This window comes from Candidatus Ozemobacteraceae bacterium, assembly GCA_035373905.1.
Lineage (GTDB): Bacteria > Muiribacteriota > Ozemobacteria > Ozemobacterales > Ozemobacteraceae > MWAR01.
Map to the genome: position 1 here is coordinate 1 of DAOSOK010000016.1, position 19838 is coordinate 19838.

Sequence of the window (19838 nt, forward strand, 5' to 3'; positions counted from 1 at the left end):
AACGGCATCGAGTATGCGAGTATACGGGATGAGTGTCGTGTTCCTTTTGCGACGATGTAGTAGTGATTGTCGTGTTGTTTGTAATACGAGGAGTATCTGTATCAATTGCTTGGGGACGACCCCGTATGGCGTTTGCCGACGTCGCTCTTCGCGTTCCTGTCCAGCGAGCGTTTCGCGGTTCCCCAGTCTTCACGGACCTGGAGGGCATAGCGAAGAGATTGAGTCACCGTCGCGTCGATGTTGTCTTTCAGCCAGCCGGACATCGCTGTCGAAACCTTTGAGGGTGCATGGAAATCAGCCAGTATGGCTCCCAGTGCCCGCCCCATGGTTGCCACGGTGTCGCGTTCGCCCCATTCGGAGGCGTCGAAGCGGTCGCTCCAGCTAAAGAGTTGTCTCACGAGATAGGGGCGCCCGTGAATTCCAACGACGCCGAGAAACACGTCTCTGTCCCGGTGTGCCCGCATGAGTGCGGTGATGGTGTATTTCTGCTGGTCTGCGAGGCTCGTCGGCTTGACGCAGGAGGGCCGCATTTCCTTGACTTCGATGATTCTGTTGTCTTCCCACGCACCGGCGCGCCCTTCGATGAGAACCTGATAGCGTTTCAGCCCGATGCTCGAAAGCCCTTTGTCCTCGCGGGCGATGATGTCCAGTATGGTTGCGTTGTCTTTCGGCAGGTGGTTTTCACGAACCTTCGCAAGAAGAAACGGCATCAATGCCGATTTCACGTCATCGCTTTCCTGCGGGGACAACTTCAGGAACGTATCTTTCTTTTTGAATCGGTTCGGAATCTGCGCGACCGTGTATTTTGAAAGGATCGCGGTTTTGTCGGTTGCCGCGACCTTTTTGAGAAAATGCCTGAGCTTCGGTGGGAAGGAAAGATCCGGCCAGTCGGGGGCGTTGGCATGGGCGAGTCCTTCCCGATACCCGTCGATCGTCGAAACGAGAATCCCTTTCAACGTGCCCTGGTCGAATTGTTCGAACGCGACCGCCAAGCTGACGCACAATCGGAAAAGATCGTAGGAAAGCGGCGCCGTCCTGGCTTCGTCGAGATCTTCCGGGGAGTAAGACGGGGTTTTTCCGGGAAAATACAGCACTCCGAAATTGTGGACGTGCATATCTCCGCCAGCCAGCCCCTGAGGCGAGGTTGACAAAAATTCGAGTTCCGGGCTCTGTTCGATATCGCGATACATCACATGCGCCGTGGCCCGAAGGAACGAAAACGGGTCTGCCAGCATGGTTCGGAGCTTCAGCCGGTAGAGATCCGGCCGCTCGTTTTTCACCGCGGCATTGAACGACAGAATTTCCGGCACGACGTCTTTTAATCCGAACTGGCGGGCGTCTGCGACAATGGGAGAAAGAAGAAATGCCGCGATGAAGATTCCTGAAATCCAGTTGAATGGGCGAAGAAGCATGGGTGAACCTTTCTTTTCGGGGAATGGGGATATGGTAGAAATGTTCCGAATCGATTGTCAAATTCCGCTTCGTCCGCGGCCGGGATGGTTTGTACGACGGGGCATTGCTCAAGAGGGCGAGTTGAGGTATGATTCCGCCTCCGTCAGTCCCCATTTCGCACCGTTGCCCTCAGGAACAGGAGATATCGCATGACCGCACCCGTCCGCGTCCGATTCGCCCCGTCGCCGACCGGCCACCTCCACGTCGGAGGCGCTCGCACCGCTCTCTTCAACTGGCTGTTCGCCCGTCACAACGGCGGCACGTTCATCCTGCGAATCGAAGACACCGATGCGGAGCGCTCGAAGGATGTCTATACCCAGGCGATCCTCGACGGTCTTCGCTGGCTGGGCATCGACTGGGACGAGGGACCAGACAAGGACGGCGGCCACGGCCCCTATTTCCAGACTCAGCGGCTCCATCTGTATCGCGCGGCCGTCGAACAACTCCTGCGCGAAGGAAAGGTGTACCACTGTTTCTGCTCGCCCGAGATCCTCTCGGCAATGCGCGAAGAACAGATGGCTCGCAAGGAGGACCCGAAATACGACGGCCGATGCTCGCAGCTTTCGCGTGAAGAGGTCGAGAAGCGCATCGCGGCAGGCGAAAAGTTTACCCTGCGGCTCCGCGTCGCCGCCGGCGAGAACGTCGCCTGGAACGACCTGACCAAAGGCGAGTTATCGTTCGGCTCGCATTTGCTCGACGACCTGGTTGTCGTGAAATCCGACGGTTTTCCGACCTACAACTTCGCCGTCGTCGTCGACGACTCGCTGATGAAGATTACTCACGTGATCCGCGGCGAGGATCACATCTCGAACACGCCCAAGCAGATCCTACTCTACAAGGCGCTCGGCTACCCGGTTCCCCAATTCTCCCACATCCCGATGATCCTCGGTTCCGACCGGTCGCGGCTCAGCAAACGGCACGGGGCGACCTCAGTCATCGAATACAAGGACATGGGCTTTGAGCCCGAGGCGTTCCGCAACTTCCTCGCCCTTCTCGGCTGGTCGCCCGAGACCGGGGCGGAAGTGCTGACGCAGCGTGAGATGTTTGATCTGTTCTCGCTCGAGCGGGTCAGTTCCCACGGCGCCATCTTCAACATGGAGAAGCTCGCCTGGTTCAACGCCGAATACATCAAGAAGATGGACGGCGCGACGGTGCTCGACCGCTGCCGGCCCTGGCTCGAAAAGCTCCCCGGTTTTCCCGGCGAATACGACACCGCGCGTCTCGAGAAGATGGTCGGCCTGTATCGCGAACGCATGAAAACCTTCAACGAGATCGAGGCACAGATCGGCTGGTTCTTCGCCGAGCCCGTCGAATTCGATGCGAAAGGCATGGAAAAGGCCGCCAAGATTCCCGATGGAAAGGCGCTGCTCGCCGAGTTGATCACGCGACTCGAAGCGCAGGCGGATTTTTTTGAAGCGCCGCTCGAGGCCCTCATTCGCGGCTTTGCAGAGGAAAAGGGACGTAAAGTCGGTGATATTATCCACCTCTGCAGGTTGGGTCTCAGCGGCCGGACGGCGACGCCCGGACTGTTCGAGAGCATGACCGTTCTCGGGAAGCCTTCGAGCATGAAGCGCCTGAACGCTTTCGTGGCGCGGCTCTGATGGAAGACTCGGCATAGCCGTGAGGAGCACGCGATGAACGCCCGCCAAAAACTTCCGACCCTCTATCTCGCCTCCCAGTCGCCCCGCCGGCGCGAGATCCTTGCCGACCTGGGCATCCCGTTCAAGCTCAGGACGTCTCCGTATCACGAGACGACGAGGGACGTCGTCGGCCTTGTGCCGAACGAGCAGGCCGCGCGCCTCGCCGGCCTGAAGGCGGTCCACGCCGCCGCGGGCCTCGACGAAGGGATCGTGATCGGAGCCGACACGATCGTGGTGCTCGACGAGCACGTGCTCGGCAAGCCCCGCGATCGCGACGACGCCCGCCGCATGCTCGAGATGCTGTCCGGAAGAACGCACCGGGTCATCACGGGAATCTCCCTCGTAGACCCGAAAAACGATCGCACCGTGACGCACGCCGAATCGACCAACGTCGTGTTCAAACAGCTCCGTGAGCGCGAGATCACCGACTATATCGACACGCCCGAACCCTACGACAAGGCTGGCGCGTATGCGGTCCAGGGACTGGCGTCGCTGTTCGTCGAGCGCATCGAGGGCTGTTACTACAACGTCGTCGGATTCCCCGTCGTGGCGTTCGGAAACTTGTTGAAATATATCGGTATAGATATTATGGACTACGTGAACAGGGCGGAAACGGCATCATGACGCATCCGCCGATGACGGGATGCCGGAGGTCGCACCCATGCGCATAGCCGTTTACCCCGGAAGTTTCGACCCGTTTACGAACGGTCACCTCGACATTTTGAACCGCGCGGCGAAAGTGTTCGACCACGTGATCGTGGGCGTGCTGGTCCATCCCTCGAAACGCTGCCTTTTCCCCCCCGAACAGCGCGTGGAGATGATCGGCGAGGTGCTGAAGGAGAGCGAGAACGTTCGCGCCATCCACTTCGACGGCCTTCTCGTCGATTTCTGCCGCCAGGTTGGCGCATGCGCCGTCATCAGGGGCCTGCGTGCCGTTTCCGATTACGAATACGAACTCCAGATCTTTTCGGTCAACAAACAGCTCGCCCCCGACCTGGAAACGGTGTTCCTGATGTCGTCGACCCAGTATTCCTTCCTCAGTTCGAGTATCGTCAAGGAAGTCGCGAAGTATGGGGGCGATGTTTCGACGATGGTTCCGCCGGCGGTCGAAACCTTTCTGAAACGCCGTTTTTCGGCCGCATCCGTCGAGTGACGAAAACTTCGATGTGCCGGTAAAGCTTTTTTTACAACAGGGTGGTTCTGTGATAAATTCATGAAGGGGTATCTTCCGGCAGGCTGTTTGCGAAACCGTCATATCGTTCGATCCTTTGAAACGCCGATAACACGAGAAGAGGCATGATGAAAGTTCTGATTGCAGACGACGAACCGATGCTGCGGGAGATCCTGCGGGAACTGGTTACCATGCGGGGACACGAGGTTATTCTTGCCTCGGACGGCAAGGAAGCGCTCGACCTTTTCAAGAAAGAAACTCCCGACCTCGTCATCTCGGACATCATCATGCCCCAAATGGACGGGCTGAAATTTCTCTCCGAGATTCGCCAGCTCGATCAGGAGACCCTCGTCGTCATGACGACCGGCCTCGGCAAGGAAGAATTCACTCTCGAAGCCCTCCGTCTGCGGGCAAACGATTTCATCAAGAAGCCCATCGAGCCGAGCATCCTGTTTCCCCTGCTCGACAAGTATGCCGGCATCGTCGAATCGCGGACGCGCCTGAGCGAAACGCTCAACTACTGCGTGCGACGGTCGAGCACGATGCGGATTGACAACCGGATGGAAATGATTCCGATGGTCGCCCAGCGCCTCCTGATGGAGACTTGCGATGCGATCCCGCACGATCAGCGCCTCGGGCTCAAGATCGCCCTGGTCGAGTTGCTCGCGAACGCCGTCGAGCACGGCAACCTGAATATCACCTGCGAAGAAAAGCAGTCCGCGATGGAAGAAAGCCTCGAGGGGATCGACAACCTCCGGGAAGAACGATTGCGGAACGACGAGTTCGCGCGCCGGCGTGTGACGATCGATTTCGTCATGAACTCGGAAGCCTGCGAATGGACGATTACGGACGAAGGACTGGGCTTCGATTTCACGACCCTGCCGAACCCGCTCGATCCCGAAAACCTGGCTCAGCCGAACGGCCGCGGTATCTTCCTCGCCCGCCTCAGCTTCGAGGAACTGGAATTCCTGGGAAAAGGCAACTCGGTGCGGGTTCGGAAGCTTCTCCCCCGCGCGCCGCAGAAACCCTGAAGAACGCCGGCCTGTCTTTCCGGATTCCCGAAGAAGAGCCTATGTCGCGTTTTCGCTCGTGAAGAGCCTGTCGAAGCGCGAACACTGTACGTTCTTCGACAGGCACGGCACGAACGGGCCGGTATTACTCTGCGGGTCTCGATAGGTGGCGCGGTTCAGACGGGCCCTTGCGCGGCCTGTTCGCGCCTGCCCAGTTCCTTGAGCTTGTCGGCGTAGAACGGGGACATCGATCGCAGTTTCGATACAATATCGGGCAGTACATTCAGCACGTGATCGACATCGGCGTCCGTGTTGAACCGCGAAAGCGAAAAGCGAACCGAGCCGTGGGCATACGTGAACGGCACCTGCATCGCCATCAGGACGTGCGATGGTTCGAGACTGCCGCTGGTGCAGGCCGAGCCCGAACTGGCGGCGATGCCGGCGGCGCTCAGGTGCAGCAGAATCGCTTCGCCCTCGATGAATTCGAAGCCGATGTTGGTCGTGTTGGGAAGACGCCACTGGGGATTTCCGTTGATGTGCGAGTAGGGGATCCGCTCGAACAAGCCTCTCTCGAGACGGTCGCGGAGCTGACGGACGCGATTGTTCTCTTCGAACATCGCGTTCATGGCGATCTCGCAGGCTTTGCCCAGGCCGACGATATACGGGGCGTTTTCGGTTCCCGCACGCCTGTTCCGTTCCTGGTGGCCGCCGAGCATGAACGGCGAAATACGTGTGCCGCGCCGGATGAACAGCACGCCGATTCCCTTCGGCGCGTGCAGCTTGTGGCCCGATATCGAGAGCAGACTCACGGGCATCTTTTTCATATCGAGCGGTATTTTTCCGGCCGCCTGGACGGCGTCGGTGTGGAAGATGACGCCCTTCTCGGCGCAAATCTCGGCGATCCTGTCGATCGGGAACAGGGTGCCGGTTTCGTTGTTGGCGGCCATGATGCTGACGATCGCCGTTTCTGGAGTGATCGCCGCGGCCAGCTCGTCGAGGTCGAGGTTGCCCTGCTTGTCGACGGGAAGTTCGGTGAGGCGGTACCCTTTTTTCGCCATATACCGACAGACGTTCAGCACGGCGGGATGCTCGACCTTCGTCGTGATGATGTGGCGCTTTTCCGGATGGGCCTCGCAAACGCCGCGGATGGCGTGGTTGTCCGACTCGGTGCCGCAGGACGTGAAAACGATCTCTTCCGGCTGGGCGTTGAGAAGCGCGGCGACTTTTCCGCGGGCCTCGTCGAGGTGTCGGGCCACCTGGCCGCCGAAGATATGCATCGAGCTGGCGTTTCCGTAAAGATCCTTGAAAAAGGGGATCATCGCCTCGAAAACTTCCGGGGCGACGCTCGTCGTGGCGTTGTTGTCGACGTAGACGGTTCGAGCGGGAGTTGTCATGGGGGCTCCCTCCTTCTTATTCCTGCTGGACGACGACGATCTCCGGTGCGACCCGGCGGCGGAGCGTGTCCTGGACCATGAACTGCAGCGTGGCGGTCGAGCTGACGCAGTGGGCGCAGGCCCCCTGGAGCTTGACGGTGACGGTCATGCCGTCGATGTCGATCAGTTCGATGCCGCCGCCGTCGGCGCGCAAATGCGGGGCGATCTCGCTTTCGATCACGTTCGCGATCAACTGCATGCGCTGGATGTTCGTGAGTTTCTTCGGAGCCGACCCGGTTTCGGCGACGACGGCCGGTTTGGGGGCTCTCGCCGCGACCATCTCGTCGAGGATGCGCCTGATGTCGGGCAGACAGCCGCCGCAGCCGCCGCCCGCCTTGGTGTAGTTCGTGACCTGCTCGACCGTCGTCAGGTGATTTTCGGAGATGACATCGCGGATTTTACTTTCGGTCACCCAGAAGCATTTGCAGATGACCTGCGACTCCTCTTCCTCATGCTCGACGGTCTTTTCGCCCCGGTAATGGGCGACCGCCGCTTCGAGAGCCTCCTTACCCATGACGGAACAATGCATCTTCTGCTCGGGAAGACCGCCGAGGAACTTTGCGATATCGTCGTTCGTGATGGCGAGAGCTTCCGCGACCGTTTTCCCCTTGATCATCTCGGTGAGAGCGGAAGCGCTCGCGATGGCGCTGGCGCAGCCGAAGGTCTGGAACTTCGCGTCGAGAATCCGTTCGTTGGCAGGGTCGATCTTCATATAGAGTTTCAGGGCATCGCCGCAGGCGAGCGACCCGACCTGTCCGATGGCGTTGGCATCGGGGATTTCACCGACGTTCCTCGGATTCGTGAAATGATCAATGACGGAGTTGGTGTAATTCCACATGATATCTCTCCCGTTGGAGCAGAATTGGCGATCAATGATACCATAAACAGGCCTTCTTTCCCATGATCTGCTTTCATCACTCTATCCATCGATTCGGGAAAATTGCATGGCCATCGATGGCAGGATGCTTCGTGAACGGGCGAAGGGAAGATGCCGCGAAAATGCGGGGGTCCGCCGAATAATCGAGACGATGCAGCCGTGGTGTGTTAGGCGGATGTGTGCGAAAAATCGATTATTCTTGCGAAATTGCACGATCGGGTCATGCGCCTTTGAAACATTCGGGCTAATGCCCTTTTTAGAGCAATTGGCGAGTTTTTTCAAAAAAGGATCTTGACAGACGATCCGATCTTCTATAAAGTGCTTGCATCTAACGTGCCGAATCATGATTGCCCATCATGAGCGGGGGACCCAGGTTCCTTGGGGTGAATCCCTGATTTTCATCAGGGTAGGGGGCCTTCCAGACTCCGAACCCGTCAGCTAACCTCGCAGGCAACAGGAAGGAGGAACATCGTCGGTCGGCGACTGCGCCGGCAGGGCGGGACGATGAGATACTGAATGCGTTACGATTCTGTCACCAAAGTGGGGGTGCTGGCCTTGTTGTGCCTGCTTCCCGCCACCCTCTTCGCGGCTCTCGAGGCTCCGAAGCAGAAAACCCCGGCGAAGCGGCAGGCGCCTGCCGTTTCCGAAATCGCTCCGTTCTTCGGCAATCTCGATCCGGTGTCATCCTCTCGCGGTCTCGTGCAGACCTTTGCGATCAAGTCCGAAAAGGAGCCGACCCCTGTCGAGTCCCGTTGGAAAGACCAGCCCGCCTCGACCGTGGCGCTCAAATCTTTCAATGGTTCCTTCCTGATGCCGGTATCCGGTGAGATCAGCTCGCGCTTCGGCCGCCGGGCGCATCCGTTCCGCCGGGTGACGCATTTCCACACCGGAATCGACATTCGCGCACGCCGCGGAACGCCGATCATGGCCGCCGCGGCTGGCCGCATCGTCTACGCCGGATGGAAGCGCGGTTACGGCCTGATGGTCGAGATCGAGCATGGAAGCGGGTTCAGGAGTGTCTATGCACACTGCTCGAAACTCCAGGTACGCGTCGGAACGATGGTCCAGCCTGGCTCTCCCATCGGACTCGTCGGATCGACGGGAGTCACAACCGGCTCGCACCTCCATTTTGAAATCATGCGCGGATCCGTTCTCCTTGATCCGTTGAGCTTCTTCCGCAGAGCGTAAGAATGTGCGAAAGCCGCACGATGTGCGGCTTTCGCAAGTCTTTTTCGCGCGCGTTCCCGTCGTTTCGTGCGGAGGAGCGGTTTGCAGCTTTGGGGAAAAAAGAATGCCGGCGAGACGCCGGCATTCACAGAGAGTGCATCTGAGAAATCAGGAAGGGCTTTTCATCGCCCTTTCGGAGGCAGCTTGACCCAGACTTGGAGATTCGTCTTCGGGTCCACCCGGACTAATACGTAGTCCTGATAAGTTGCAAGAATGTTATTCGTATGCATCGCTGTACCTCGTTGATTCTAATACAGCAAAATGCATGCCACAAGCGAACTCAGAGCCTGAGCCCACCTTCGGGGTCCGCTGTCCAACCCTTGAAACGCCGATCAACGCTGAAAAAATCCCCTTTCGAGCGATAGGGGCGGCCCGAAACCCAGCTGTTCTGAAAATGAGCATCTCCATGTGCCGAAACTGATCATCATGAAAACTCGGCAAGCGTGTGCGCGAAAATTCATCAGGCGCCTGGAACGGAACTCAGAGGTTATTCCGGCGAGTGGGGTTCGTCTTCTTCGTTCTCATCGTCATCCGCCAGCGAGGAGAGCGGAAATACAACCCTGTCGTGCGTCTTGCCGTGAATGATGAGGGCGGCGCAGACGCCGATGATTCCCCAAATAAGCCATTTTATACCGAGATCGATATGTCGCTCTTCCTCGATATAGATGAAGGGAGACCAGGCCTCTTTCGAAACCCGGTACAGCGGTTTCGCCTGGCCGAACACAATGGACGAGACGCCGACGCGCCTGGTCGGGTGCGTCCCGCGGACAGCCTTGAGAAAGGCTTTCGAAGCTTCCTCGCCGGAAAGTCCGTCCGTAACGGCAAGATCGAGCCAGTAGGCGGAGCGGAGCCCCTCCTCTTCGCGAGTGTCCGTGACCAGGCCGACGAATTCCCTGCTGAGAGATTTTCCGGCGGAAATGAACATCGATATCGCGATGCCCAGAAGCATCATCGCGATCAACTGAACACGGATTTTCCCCGCTCGCGCCGACAGGCCGCCTCCCTGACGAATCCGCAAACAAGTTTCGGCGTCGGTGAATCTCTGCATGCGGCAAATCATACCACGCCGCGCGGGATGAATTGAATAAAATCCCAGGGAATTTTGAAGAGAAATTCTTCCTGACACATGAATATTCTGGTAGAATAGAAGTATTATCACTGTGACCGTTAGTATGACCCGAACGGAGGAAATGCCAAATGAAACGAATCTTCGTCGCTCTCGTTCTCGCCGTGTTGATCGCCGTTCCGTCCCATGCCCAGAATTGGAGCGGAATCAAGGTGAACCCGACCGACCAGGTGATGGTGAGCCTGCTGACAATGGTTCTTTCAGACCTTGACATGTGCGGCCGCTCTCTCACGACGGGGATTTCCGACACGATCACCGCCGTTGGCCATCTCAACAACGCCCAGTCGGCTCTCCGGCGCACCCCGCTCGATCCTGCCTACTCGACCCTTATCACCGAAATCGGCACGCGCATCGGCAAGATCAAGTTCTACGTCGTCATGAACGACGTTCCGGCCGCCGGGATGCGAATCAACCAGCTCATCGGCATCATCCGGGGCGTCCTCGGCGCCGAAACCGGCACCGGCTCGGGCTACGGCTACGGAACGGGATACGGCAACCAGATCGGCACCCCTCAGCCGTCGCGTCCCTCCGAAATTCCGGTCGGAACGGGCGGACAGATCGACTCGCCGTCCGGTGTCAGCGGCATCGGACTTCCCACGACCAACTGATACGCACGTGAATCGTCACCCCGGGCGTTCCGCAACGGAATCCCCGGGGTGTGTTTTTCAGAGCATCTCATGACGATACGCCCGGATCTCCCCCTCGTTCTCATCGGCTTCATGGGCGCCGGAAAGACGACCATCGGGAGATGCCTTGCCGAAGCCCTTCAAAGGCCGTTCTACGATATCGATGACGAAGTGGTGGCCTCCACCGGGAGGACCATCGCGAATATCTTCGCAGAAAGCGGGGAAACGGCGTTTCGCGAAATCGAGGGAGCCATTCTCGCCTCCGTCGCTGCCATCCGTCCGCCTGCCGTAATCGCTGCGGGAGGAGGAATCGTCCTGCGAAGGTCGAACCGTGATCTCCTCCGCGAAAAGGCCGTCACGGTCTTCGTCGATCCCCCATTCGATTCTATATGGATGCGTATAGAACATGAGCGCTCCCACCGGCCGGTCGCGGACGGGAAGACCCGCGAGGATTTGGCGCATCTCCATGCGCAGCGCGCCGACCTGTACCGCGAATGCGCCTTGCTGACGGTCCCGGCGCGTGGGACGCCGGTCCAGATTGCCGAGAATATCCTTTTCCGACTCGAATCCCTGAAAAAATGGACGTTGGCAGGCATTCGCGGGGACGAACGCGAGATACTTGAAATCCGCCGTGGGAAAAGGTAAAACATCCAGACTCAAACGAACCGAGGATGGGAAGAATGCCACGGAACTCATTCCTTGACGAAGCGCCGGTTCAGTTCCGGCGGTTGCTCGAGATCATGGTCCGCCTCCGGGCCCCCGACGGCTGCGCCTGGGACCGGAAACAGGACCACGCAAGCCTCCGGAAATACGTTCTCGAAGAGGCGAACGAGGTTGCGGAGGCGATCGACAAGGGAGACCCGCTGCATCTCTGCGAAGAACTCGGAGACCTCGCGATGATGATCGCGTTCCATGCCCAGGTGGCCGCCGAAGCCGGTACCTTCACGATGACGGAAGTGATGAAGGGCATCTGCGAAAAACTCATCAGCCGTCACCCTCACGTGTTTGCAACGCCGGACGGCGAGAAACTGACGCCGGAACAGGTCGTCGACATCTGGGGAAAACTCAAGACCGACGAAAAGGCTCGAAAAGCCCGTATTTCATCCCGCATGCAGGAAGTCGAGGCGTTTGCCTCTCCCCTCAAGGCGGCGTTTCACATCCAGGCCGAAGCGGCGACGGTCGGATTCGATTTTCCCGAAGCGCGCGGCGCCGTCGACAAGATTGCGGAGGAAGCGAAGGAACTGGCCGGCACGCTCACCGAGGAAGATGTCGATGCCGCCGAGGACGAACTCGGTGATCTCCTCTTTTCGATCGTCAACGCCGCAAGGCTGCTTGGCGTTGATCCCGAAGAGGCGTTACGACGATCGACGGGCAAGTTCGTCCGCAGGTTCGGCCGCGTCGAGGAAATTGCCGAAGCCGAGGGCGGGTTCAAGGGAAAGTCGATTTCCGAACTGGATACGTGGTGGAACAGGGTGAAGGAGCTCGAAAGCAAAACACGGCGGCCGGCCCGTTGATCAGCGTCCTTCCCTGAGCGACTTCTGAAGCTCGACGAAGCGTGTTCGCCGTTCCGGATCGGTTTCAAGCGCGAGCCCGATGGCGATTTCCTCGAGGGCGTTTTCCCGCCTGTCGGATTTCGCGAGGGCTTGTGCCAACACCAGGCGGGCCTCGCCGTTGTTCGGGTTGTTCAAAAGCGACGACCTGGCCTCCTGTTCCGCCTTGTCGGTCTCGCCGTCCTCGAGGAGAATCGCGGCGAGCAGGGACCGGGACTGGCTGTCGGCGGGCTTGATGCGAATGGCCTGCTGCAGCTGGGCGACGGCGTCGGCGTGGTTCCCTTCGAAATGGAGAACTTTGGCGAGCGAGTAATGGGCTTCGCTGATCCCGGGATTGGCCCTGAGCGTTTCGTTGAGAAACAGCTTCGCGCCAGGGATATCGCCGGCCCGGGCGAGCTTGAGCGCGGTGGCATACTGGAGTTTCGCATCGCGGGGATTGTTGAGGGCGGCCCGCTTGATATCGTCGAGCCGTGAGCCGGGATCTTCGGACGCCGTCGTGCGCCTGCTCTCGAGTTGGTGCCGGAGGGCGGCGATCGCGGCGTTGCGATCCGCGTTGGCTTTCGCGAGATAGGCGTTGTAGGCGGATTCGCGCTTCAGAACGACGTCCGCTTCGGCGATCAGCCGTTCGGCGTCGGCACGCAGGAGGGGGGTTTTGAGCGATGGGAGAAGCGTCCGCATTTGCCGGGAAGCGTCCGAAAACTCGCTGTTGATGAATGCGAGAAAGGGCTTGAGGAACGCCTTCTCCTCGGCGGTCCCTCGCGTCTTCACGAATTTTTCGACGGCCGCGATTGTTCCCTGATCGTCGCGCCCGAGGAGTCCCCGATCCATCGTGAAGGCGGTGCGCAGAAACTTGAAGGCGATGTCCGGGCGGTTCGCCGCCTTTGCGTCGATGGCTGCTTCGAAGAAGATATACGGCAAATTGGGATTCAGGGCATGAAACCGTTCGAGCTCCTGCAGGGCTTCCGTCGTTTTGCCGGACTTCCTGAGAATTCTATAGATGTAATAATACGGTGAGGAATTGCTCTGATCGAGTTTGACGCAGGCGCGAAACATCTCGAGCGCCTTGTCATACTCGCCCGCCTCGAAATGGACGGAGCCGATCCAATAACAATAGCTATAGTTCTTGGAGTGGAGCAGGTCGCCGCGTTCGCGAATTTTGTCGAGCCCCTTTGATGTTCCTGCGGCTTTCATCAGCTTCAGGATGCCGATAAAGGGCTCGAGCTTCGTCGCGTCTTCCTGAATGATGTATTTGTAAGAATCGAGGGCGGTCTTCGGATCGTTCACGACGAGCGAGCAGCGCGCGAGACCCTGGTGGACTTTCAGCAACAGCTGTTTCGGAAGCGGCGCGGTGGTGAGGTCCCTGTAGAGCGTTGCGGCGCGTTCGGGAGCGCCCATCGACTCGAGGGTGTAGGCGAGAGCGTATCCAAAACGGATGTCGCGCTTTTTCTCGAGAGCCTTTTCGAACGCCGAGACGGCCGCGTCGAAGTTCTTCAGACCGGCATGGGCATACCCGAGCAGAGACTGCACGGCGGGATCTTCGTTCGAGGAGACCGGTTCGAGAATCGCCACGACTTCTTCAAAAGCGTTCCTGTCCAGGGCCGCTTCCGCCTTTCTGACGAGATCTTCGGTTTTCTGCGGCGACCGGGAGTCGGCCGTGGCTCTTCCCGGTTTTTGCTGCTGGCCCTTGGGTTGGGTGAAAAAAAACGCCGTAAGCGCGGCGATGAGGACCAGGAGGATCAAAGGAAGTTTCAGCGAATCCATGGAACAAAAATAGCATGATGCCCCCTGGGTGGCAACCTGACGGCGACGGCGTCTCATCGAATGACTTGAAAAAACGGCGATACCGTCCGATAAGAGTGGACGATGGCGAAGACGATTCGCATCGGAGAATGACCATGTTCCGGAGGTGTCATCGATGAAGCTTGAAATAAGGGTCAATGAGACCCCGGGAAACGCCAGAGACGACGAAGTCAGCTCGGTCGCGGCGGAATCGGCCGGCGCGTTGCAGACGATCCAGGCGGGGGGGCAGGATATCGCCATCGACATCGCGCAGGTGCTTGCGGCGAATCAGGCCCTTCTCACGAACATCGCCCGGAAGATGGAGGCGATGGAAACGCGCATGCGCGGCCTGGAATCCGTGATCGAGAGCCAGAAACAGGCGATGCTCGCCTATACCCAGGAGGTCGCGTTGCTGGCGGCCCCCGTCGCGAGACTTGACGTGTGGAAACCCGCAGCTCCCCAACTCGACGAGGCCTGGTTCGGGAAGTTCTCGATGTTCGATCGCATCTTCAGGCCCTATCGCATGCGAAGGCCATCAGCCGAAGAGCATTGATGACGGAAGAGCACAAACCCCGCCGAAAGGCGGGGTTTGTGGGGTTTCGGTGCGGGAAATCAGTTCGCCGGAGGTTCGGATGCCGTTGCTTCCGGCACGACGACGACGTCGCGGGCGTTGGCGTCTTTTTCCAGGTCGAGCGTGCCGTCGGTGAAGGATTTGTAATAGGGGCACGCATCGCATTCCGACTTGTTGTAGACATCCCAGCAGTATTTCATATGAGCCTCCTTGAAGCAGTCCGGTCATCCGTTGCATGGGCAGGTTGCGCCGGAACGGCGTCTGCGCACGGCATGATCTCGGTTTCACGAATTTCGTGGTCGATGTCGAGGGCGGTCATCAGTTCATGGCGATAATTCCCGTTGAGCCAGACGGCCCTTGCCCAGGCGCGGATCGCCTGATCGTTTTGTCCCTGCATCGCCAGATCAACCCCAAGATTGAAATACGCCTGCGGCATATCGGGACATATCTGAACCGCCTCGCGATACGACTCGATCGCTTCGGCGGTTTTACCCTCAGCATCGAGGTCGACGCCCTGCTGAAACTTGATCAGCCCTCGAGATGTTCGTTCCGATTCTTCCATGGATATGCTCCATGCTGAGTATCGGCATGTCCCTGCGTTAACCGAAGCTGATATAATATACCACAAAACGGTCGCAGAATCAAGTCTGAAGCGTAAAATACGCCATTCGAGGCGATCAAGAAATGGATGGGAATGAGTCCAGAAAAAATGATACCCGGTGACCGGACGGGTGAAAATTCGGCTGGAAATGAGACATCGTTCAAGCCATCGAGCAGGAGGAGCAATCATGTTGATCAGACCGTTTCAAAACAAGTTTCCCCGCGTCCACGAATCTGCGTTCGTCGCCGAAACCGCGGCTGTCATCGGAGACGTCGAGATCGGCGCGGGATCGAGCATCTGGTACGGCGTCGTTCTGCGCGGCGATATCAACAGCATTCGGATCGGCGCCGACACGAACATTCAGGACAACGCCATCGTCCACGTCGACGACAGAAGACGGGGCGGTGACGACGGTGGAACGGTCATCGGAGACCGCGTCACGGTCGGACACGGCGCGATCATCCATGCCTGCCGCATCGGCGACAACTGTCTGATCGGGATGGGGGCCGTCGTCCTCAGCAGGGCAAAGATCGGCGAAAACTGCATCGTCGCGGCCGGCGCGGTGGTGAAAGAGGGGATGGTCGTTCCCCCGAACTCGCTTGTCGCCGGGATGCCCGCGGTGGTCAAGGCGACGCTGACGCCAGAAAAAATCGCGGGATTGGCCGCGCACGCCGTCAGATATGCGGAGCTGGGAAACGAGTTTCGCCGCTCGTCCTGATCAGGCTTTGTCGGGCCGCCACAGCCCGTCGGGGTTCACGCCGAGCATGCCGGCGCGATAGCTTCGCTCGTCCATTTTCTGCAGCCGTTCGGCCTGCGCTTTCGAAATGAGATCGTATTTCCGCTGACGATCGAGGGCGTCGGCGATCTCATCGAGTCCTTCATTCCGCATCATCCAGTCGATCCGGTCGAATCGGGAAAGATCGAGCGGCAGGGTGTAGCCGCGCAGAGTCTTTTCCCCTTCGATATTGTAGAAATCCTCGAAATATGACATGACGAGCTCGCGGAGGGTTTTATAGATCGGCTCTCGGAAACGGAGACCGACGAAATTCGATTTTGCGATCGCTCCCCAGAAACCGTCTTCCCTGAAAAGCGCCAGCAGGTGGTCGTCGTCACGCTCGGCGAGCATGTCGAGAACGCAGGGCGTGTAGCCGAGACGCCGCAGAGCGGCCGCCGCGAAAAGGGCCCCGTCGAAACAGTGCGCCTTGCGGTCGCGGATGACGCTGCGGGGACAACGATAGATGGGATCGGCACTGTAGGGGATCTCGTCAAGAAAGGCCTGGATTGCGAAGGGGGTAGCCAGCGGCCGGAAGATCTCGAGTTCCCTGTCGGTCCAGTGTCGGGTGTCGTGGCGTTCGTCTTTGTTCATTGCAGCGTCTCCTACGTTGATCGGCGGTGCCGGAGGTTCACGATCGTTTCACTGGATCGATCGTGATGGCGGGTTCGGGCCTGACGATGCAGGCCGCTTCGCACGCTCCGCAGCCGACGCATCTGCCGGCGTCTACCATGGGTTCGACTGTATTCTTCATGAAATATATTGCAGAGAATTGTTTTGGGCAGGCGTCGCGGCAAAGAGTGCAGGACTCCCCGGACGCCCGGAGGCAGGACTTCCCGGAAACGTTCGCAAGGCCGATGCGTCCGAATCTGCCCGAAGAGGACGCGCGAAGAGCGCCGCTCGGGCATGAGGCGATGCAGGGGGCGTCTTCACACAGGCGGCAGTAGGTATCGCGAAGCAGCATGAACGGGGTCCCCTCGTCGAACGAGCCGGGTGTCAGAACCCGTTTGATCGCGAAAAATCTGCAGGCCGTGGCGCAAGCGCCGCATCTGATGCAGGTCTCGAGAAACGCGCCCTCGGCGACGGCTCCCGGCGGGCGGACGTAGGTCGGAAACATGCGGACAAGCCCATCCAGGCTTTCGCCGAAAAGGGAATCGAGGATCGTGCCCAGAAAACCGGCGGCGGATGTCATGCCGCGACGAAGAAATTCGGCGCGGGTCAGAGGAGCGGGCTGGCTTTGACGGTTCGAATCGTCAGCCATCGGACAGTCCCTTTGCGAAAGAATGCCATCGTTCGAGCGGAAGCGAATGCATCATCACCGTTGAACCTATCATATCCCGGGTCGCTCTGCCACTGCGGGGCATCGATGGGTGTGCGGGAGGAAGGATGTGCTCATGTGGAGGATGACAACAGCCGATGAAGTGAATGGAGGTGTCGATGGAAGGTCGGATTCTCGACGAGTTGATCCTGGAAGTGGTGGCGATCTGCCTCATCGGAGGGATCATCCTGTCCTGGATCGGCTGGAAGGTCATTCGGTGGAGCGTTGGAAAACTGTATTTTCTCTGGCGTTCGAGAAAAGCCGGGGTCTTGCTTCAGGACGAGAACGGGATCATCGAAGAAGTTCGCTGGGGGTGCTTCAGAATCTCGGGAAAAGAGTTTCAGAAGGACATCCGATGCGTCGTTCACGAGCCGAGCCTCTGGACGGACCGCAGAGGCCACGTTCTCGATGAAGAGATGATCACCGGCGTCTGGGAAAAGGATATCGAGGTTCTCGTCATCGGTCTTGGGATTGACGGGGCTTTGCAATGCCCGTTGGATCTTCAGGACCGACTTCGGAAACGCGGAATCCGTGAAATCGTCGCCAAGCCGACCGTCGAGGCCTGTCGCATCTTCAATTCGTATATCAAATCCGGACGGCGGGCGGCTCTGCTCGCACATGGGACTTGCTGATGCAAGGGATTTGCTGAGTTGCCTGAAAGATTCGTACCATATTATACTGATCGTACAGGAGAAACAATGTGGGAATGAGTGCCAAACGCAATGTTGTCCTAGGTATTGTCATTCTTCTCCTGTCTTTTTCATCGGCCGTATTCGCGGAAGATGAAGTTGACAAGCTCATTCTCCAGGTCAAAGGCGAAGCGCAGTTTTTCGATGCCGAAGGAAAGGAACTCGGGTTCTTCGCCTCGTGGAGCATCAGGCATTTCGACGAGCAGTGCAGGATCGCTGCGGCCACGCTTCTCGGTAGGAAGGGCGGGTTGGCTGCCAAGGCCGTCGATCCGCTCATCATGATCCTGAAAAACGGTCCGAACGATATCGATACCGGTGACGGTATCCTGCCGATGCGCTCCTCGGTTGCGCTTGCCCTCGGAAGAATCAACGACCCAAAGGCGATCGGCCCCCTGCTGGAAAAGCTGAAACAGCCCGAGCCCGCCGCCGTCCTGAACAGCACCAGTCTCGCTTCCGGTTCGACTCCGAAGACGGGGCTGGAACAGGAGGCCATCGTGAGAGCCCTGGGAATGTTTGGCGGACAGGCGAAGGAAGCTGTTCCCGTTCTCGAAGAGCTCCAGCGGCAGACGACGAATGAATCCCTGAAAAAAACGATAGAAAACACGATATATCGAATTCAAAACGACAAGTTCATCATGCCGGAAGATTTCTACTGATCCCGGAGACTGAACCTTGAACTCTCTCCCGCGATCGCGGGATGCACTGGAGAATCGGCATGGATGCGACGCCTCGCGGAATTCGCCCTCATATCGCACTTTTCGGTCGCCGGAATGTCGGCAAGTCCTCGCTCATCAATGCCCTGACCGGGCAAAAGATCGCGCTCGTTTCTGATGTGGCGGGGACGACGACGGATCCCGTCTACAAAAACATGGAAGTGCTGCCGCTTGGCCCCGTCGTTTTCATCGACACAGCCGGCCTCGACGACGTTGGCGAACTCGGCGCGATGAGGGTCGAGGCCACGAAAGCCGTCCTGAAGAAGACGGACCTCGCCCTGGTTGTTCTCGAGCCGGCGGAGACGCTCGACGCATGCGAAAAGGAGCTCCTCGCCACCCTGGCTGCGGCAGGAACTCCGCGCATCGTGATCGTGAACAAATGCGATGACGGTTCCGTGCCGGGCGCTCTTGCGGAGCAACTGCGGGGCATGGACATAGCACCGTTGCCCGTCAGCGCGAAAACCGGCTTGGGAATCGATATCCTGCGCGGCACGCACATCACGCAGAAACTGAAGGATTTCGAGCCGGGAGCGATTCTCGCAGATCTTGTGAAGCCCGGAGATTTCGTCGTCCTGGTCGTTCCGATCGATTCCGCCGCTCCCAAGGGGCGGATCATCCTTCCGCAGGTCCAGGCGATTCGTGATCTGCTCGACGGCGGATGCGTTTCCGTCGTCACGCGGGAACACGAGCTTCGCGCCGCGATCGCCGGCCTGGCGAAGCCTCCGGCGCTCGTCGTCACGGATTCCCAGGTGTTCAGAAAGGTTTCCGAGGATATTCCAAAGGGAACGCCGTTCACCAGCTTCTCCGTCGTGTTCGCCAGATACAAAGGCGATCTCGCGACGTATATCGAAGGCATCAGGGTGCTTGACCGGCTGAAGCCCGACGCGAAAATTCTCATCGTCGAAGCTTGCACTCACCACCAGATGCCGGATGACATCGGACGGGTGAAGATTCCGCGCTGGATGCGCGAAAAGTTCGGTCCGGCCCTCCAGTTCGAGTATGCCCGCGGCTCGGCCCTTCCGGCCGACCTCACATCCTTCGACCTGGCCGTCCAGTGCGGCGGATGCATGGCGAACAGGCGCGGCATCCTGTCGCAGATGTCGGCCGTGGCGGAGGCTGGCGTCCCGATCACCAACTACGGCATCCTGATCGCCTGGCTCCACGGTGTGCTGGATGACGCCGTCCGGCCTTTTGGCCTCCGTCTCGGGGCGTGACCGTCCGAAGTGAGCCGCCGGCCGTCTTGAAGTCGCATTCGGTGACGCCGCCTGACGGGGCTCGATTGC

At 58.9% G+C, this 19838-nt stretch carries 22 protein-coding genes and 1 riboswitch; of the genes, 13 read left to right on the plus strand and 9 right to left on the minus strand.

Going from position 1 to position 19838, the window contains the following annotated elements; all coding sequences use genetic code 11:
• Positions 1–101 precede the first annotated feature (101 nt).
• Complete coding sequence (locus tag PLU72_09375; protein ID HOT28388.1) at positions 102–1412, minus strand: DUF2252 family protein; 1311 nt, start codon at positions 1410–1412, stop codon at positions 102–104.
• 189 nt (positions 1413–1601) lie between these two features.
• Here PLU72_09375 and gltX point away from each other — a divergent pair, with 189 nt between their 5' ends.
• From gltX to PLU72_09395, 4 genes are all read left to right on the plus strand, one after another.
• A complete protein-coding gene (gene gltX / locus PLU72_09380) occupies positions 1602–3053 on the plus strand; it encodes a glutamate--tRNA ligase (GenBank protein HOT28389.1) in 1452 nt (483 codons plus the stop codon).
• A 33-nt stretch (positions 3054–3086) separates the two neighbouring features.
• On the plus strand, positions 3087–3716 hold the full coding sequence (locus tag PLU72_09385) for a Maf family protein (GenBank protein ID HOT28390.1): 630 nt from the start codon (positions 3087–3089) through the stop codon (positions 3714–3716).
• A gap of 37 nt (positions 3717–3753) precedes the next feature.
• Positions 3754–4245: a pantetheine-phosphate adenylyltransferase gene (gene coaD, locus PLU72_09390; GenBank protein ID HOT28391.1), complete on the plus strand. Its 492-nt coding sequence runs from the start codon at positions 3754–3756 to the stop codon at positions 4243–4245.
• Positions 4246–4388: 143 nt separating this feature from the next.
• Positions 4389–5294, plus strand: a complete 906-nt coding sequence (locus PLU72_09395; GenBank protein ID HOT28392.1) for a response regulator — start codon at positions 4389–4391, stop codon at positions 5292–5294.
• 155 nt (positions 5295–5449) lie between these two features.
• Here the strand turns inward: PLU72_09395 and nifS are convergent, their stop codons facing one another.
• Together nifS and nifU are read right to left on the minus strand one after the other, a co-directional pair.
• A complete protein-coding gene (gene nifS / locus PLU72_09400) occupies positions 5450–6667 on the minus strand; it encodes a cysteine desulfurase NifS (GenBank protein HOT28393.1) in 1218 nt (405 codons plus the stop codon).
• 16 nt (positions 6668–6683) lie between these two features.
• Positions 6684–7544: a Fe-S cluster assembly protein NifU gene (gene nifU, locus PLU72_09405; GenBank protein ID HOT28394.1), complete on the minus strand. Its 861-nt coding sequence runs from the start codon at positions 7542–7544 to the stop codon at positions 6684–6686.
• A gap of 363 nt (positions 7545–7907) precedes the next feature.
• Positions 7908–8052: riboswitch (cyclic di-AMP (ydaO/yuaA leader) on the plus strand.
• A gap of 47 nt (positions 8053–8099) precedes the next feature.
• On the opposite strand from nifU, the gene PLU72_09410 reads away from it, so the two are divergent.
• Positions 8100–8771, plus strand: a complete 672-nt coding sequence (locus PLU72_09410; GenBank protein ID HOT28395.1) for a M23 family metallopeptidase — start codon at positions 8100–8102, stop codon at positions 8769–8771.
• Between the two features lie 526 nt (positions 8772–9297).
• On the opposite strand, the gene PLU72_09415 is transcribed toward PLU72_09410, so the two are convergent.
• Positions 9298–9858 (minus strand): hypothetical protein, encoded by a 561-nt coding sequence (locus PLU72_09415; protein ID HOT28396.1) that lies wholly within the window; start codon positions 9856–9858, stop codon positions 9298–9300.
• Between the two features lie 149 nt (positions 9859–10007).
• Between PLU72_09415 and PLU72_09420 the strand changes: the two genes are divergently transcribed.
• The 3 genes from PLU72_09420 (at position 10008) to mazG (ending at position 12076) form a co-directional block, all read left to right on the plus strand.
• Entirely contained in the window at positions 10008–10544 is a 537-nt protein-coding gene (locus PLU72_09420) for a hypothetical protein (protein ID HOT28397.1), read from the plus strand.
• Between the two features lie 69 nt (positions 10545–10613).
• Positions 10614–11207, plus strand: coding sequence for a shikimate kinase (locus PLU72_09425; GenBank protein ID HOT28398.1), 594 nt, complete (start codon positions 10614–10616; stop codon positions 11205–11207).
• A gap of 35 nt (positions 11208–11242) precedes the next feature.
• Positions 11243–12076 carry a nucleoside triphosphate pyrophosphohydrolase gene (gene mazG, locus PLU72_09430; GenBank protein ID HOT28399.1) on the plus strand — a complete coding sequence of 278 codons (834 nt, stop codon included), beginning with the start codon at positions 11243–11245 and terminating at the stop codon, positions 12074–12076.
• Here the strand turns inward: mazG and PLU72_09435 are convergent, their stop codons facing one another.
• Positions 12077–13873, minus strand: coding sequence for a tetratricopeptide repeat protein (locus tag PLU72_09435; protein HOT28400.1), 1797 nt, complete (start codon positions 13871–13873; stop codon positions 12077–12079). It lies immediately after the preceding gene.
• 154 nt (positions 13874–14027) lie between these two features.
• On the opposite strand from PLU72_09435, the gene PLU72_09440 reads away from it, so the two are divergent.
• Positions 14028–14444, plus strand: a complete 417-nt coding sequence (locus PLU72_09440; GenBank protein HOT28401.1) for a hypothetical protein — start codon at positions 14028–14030, stop codon at positions 14442–14444.
• 59 nt (positions 14445–14503) lie between these two features.
• On the opposite strand, the gene PLU72_09445 is transcribed toward PLU72_09440, so the two are convergent.
• Complete coding sequence (locus PLU72_09445; protein HOT28402.1) at positions 14504–14662, minus strand: hypothetical protein; 159 nt, start codon at positions 14660–14662, stop codon at positions 14504–14506.
• On the minus strand, positions 14659–15252 hold the full coding sequence (locus tag PLU72_09450) for a tetratricopeptide repeat protein (protein HOT28403.1): 594 nt from the start codon (positions 15250–15252) through the stop codon (positions 14659–14661). Before PLU72_09450 ends, PLU72_09445 begins: the two co-directional genes overlap by 4 nt.
• Here PLU72_09450 and PLU72_09455 point away from each other — a divergent pair.
• Complete coding sequence (locus PLU72_09455) at positions 15251–15781, plus strand: gamma carbonic anhydrase family protein (protein ID HOT28404.1); 531 nt, start codon at positions 15251–15253, stop codon at positions 15779–15781. The genes PLU72_09450 and PLU72_09455 overlap by 2 nt on opposite strands.
• Here PLU72_09455 and PLU72_09460 read toward each other — a convergent pair whose 3' ends face one another.
• Complete coding sequence (locus tag PLU72_09460; GenBank protein ID HOT28405.1) at positions 15782–16429, minus strand: hypothetical protein; 648 nt, start codon at positions 16427–16429, stop codon at positions 15782–15784. It lies immediately after the preceding gene.
• Positions 16430–16466: 37 nt separating this feature from the next.
• Positions 16467–17096: a 4Fe-4S binding protein gene (locus tag PLU72_09465; GenBank protein HOT28406.1), complete on the minus strand. Its 630-nt coding sequence runs from the start codon at positions 17094–17096 to the stop codon at positions 16467–16469.
• A gap of 176 nt (positions 17097–17272) precedes the next feature.
• On the opposite strand from PLU72_09465, the gene PLU72_09470 reads away from it, so the two are divergent.
• The 3 genes from PLU72_09470 (at position 17273) to hydF (ending at position 19769) form a co-directional block, all read left to right on the plus strand.
• Entirely contained in the window at positions 17273–17785 is a 513-nt protein-coding gene (locus PLU72_09470; GenBank protein HOT28407.1) for an MTH938/NDUFAF3 family protein, read from the plus strand.
• 74 nt (positions 17786–17859) lie between these two features.
• Positions 17860–18498, plus strand: a complete 639-nt coding sequence (locus tag PLU72_09475) for a HEAT repeat domain-containing protein (GenBank protein ID HOT28408.1) — start codon at positions 17860–17862, stop codon at positions 18496–18498.
• A 59-nt stretch (positions 18499–18557) separates the two neighbouring features.
• A complete protein-coding gene (gene hydF, locus PLU72_09480) occupies positions 18558–19769 on the plus strand; it encodes a [FeFe] hydrogenase H-cluster maturation GTPase HydF (protein HOT28409.1) in 1212 nt (403 codons plus the stop codon).
• Positions 19770–19838 lie beyond the last annotated feature (69 nt).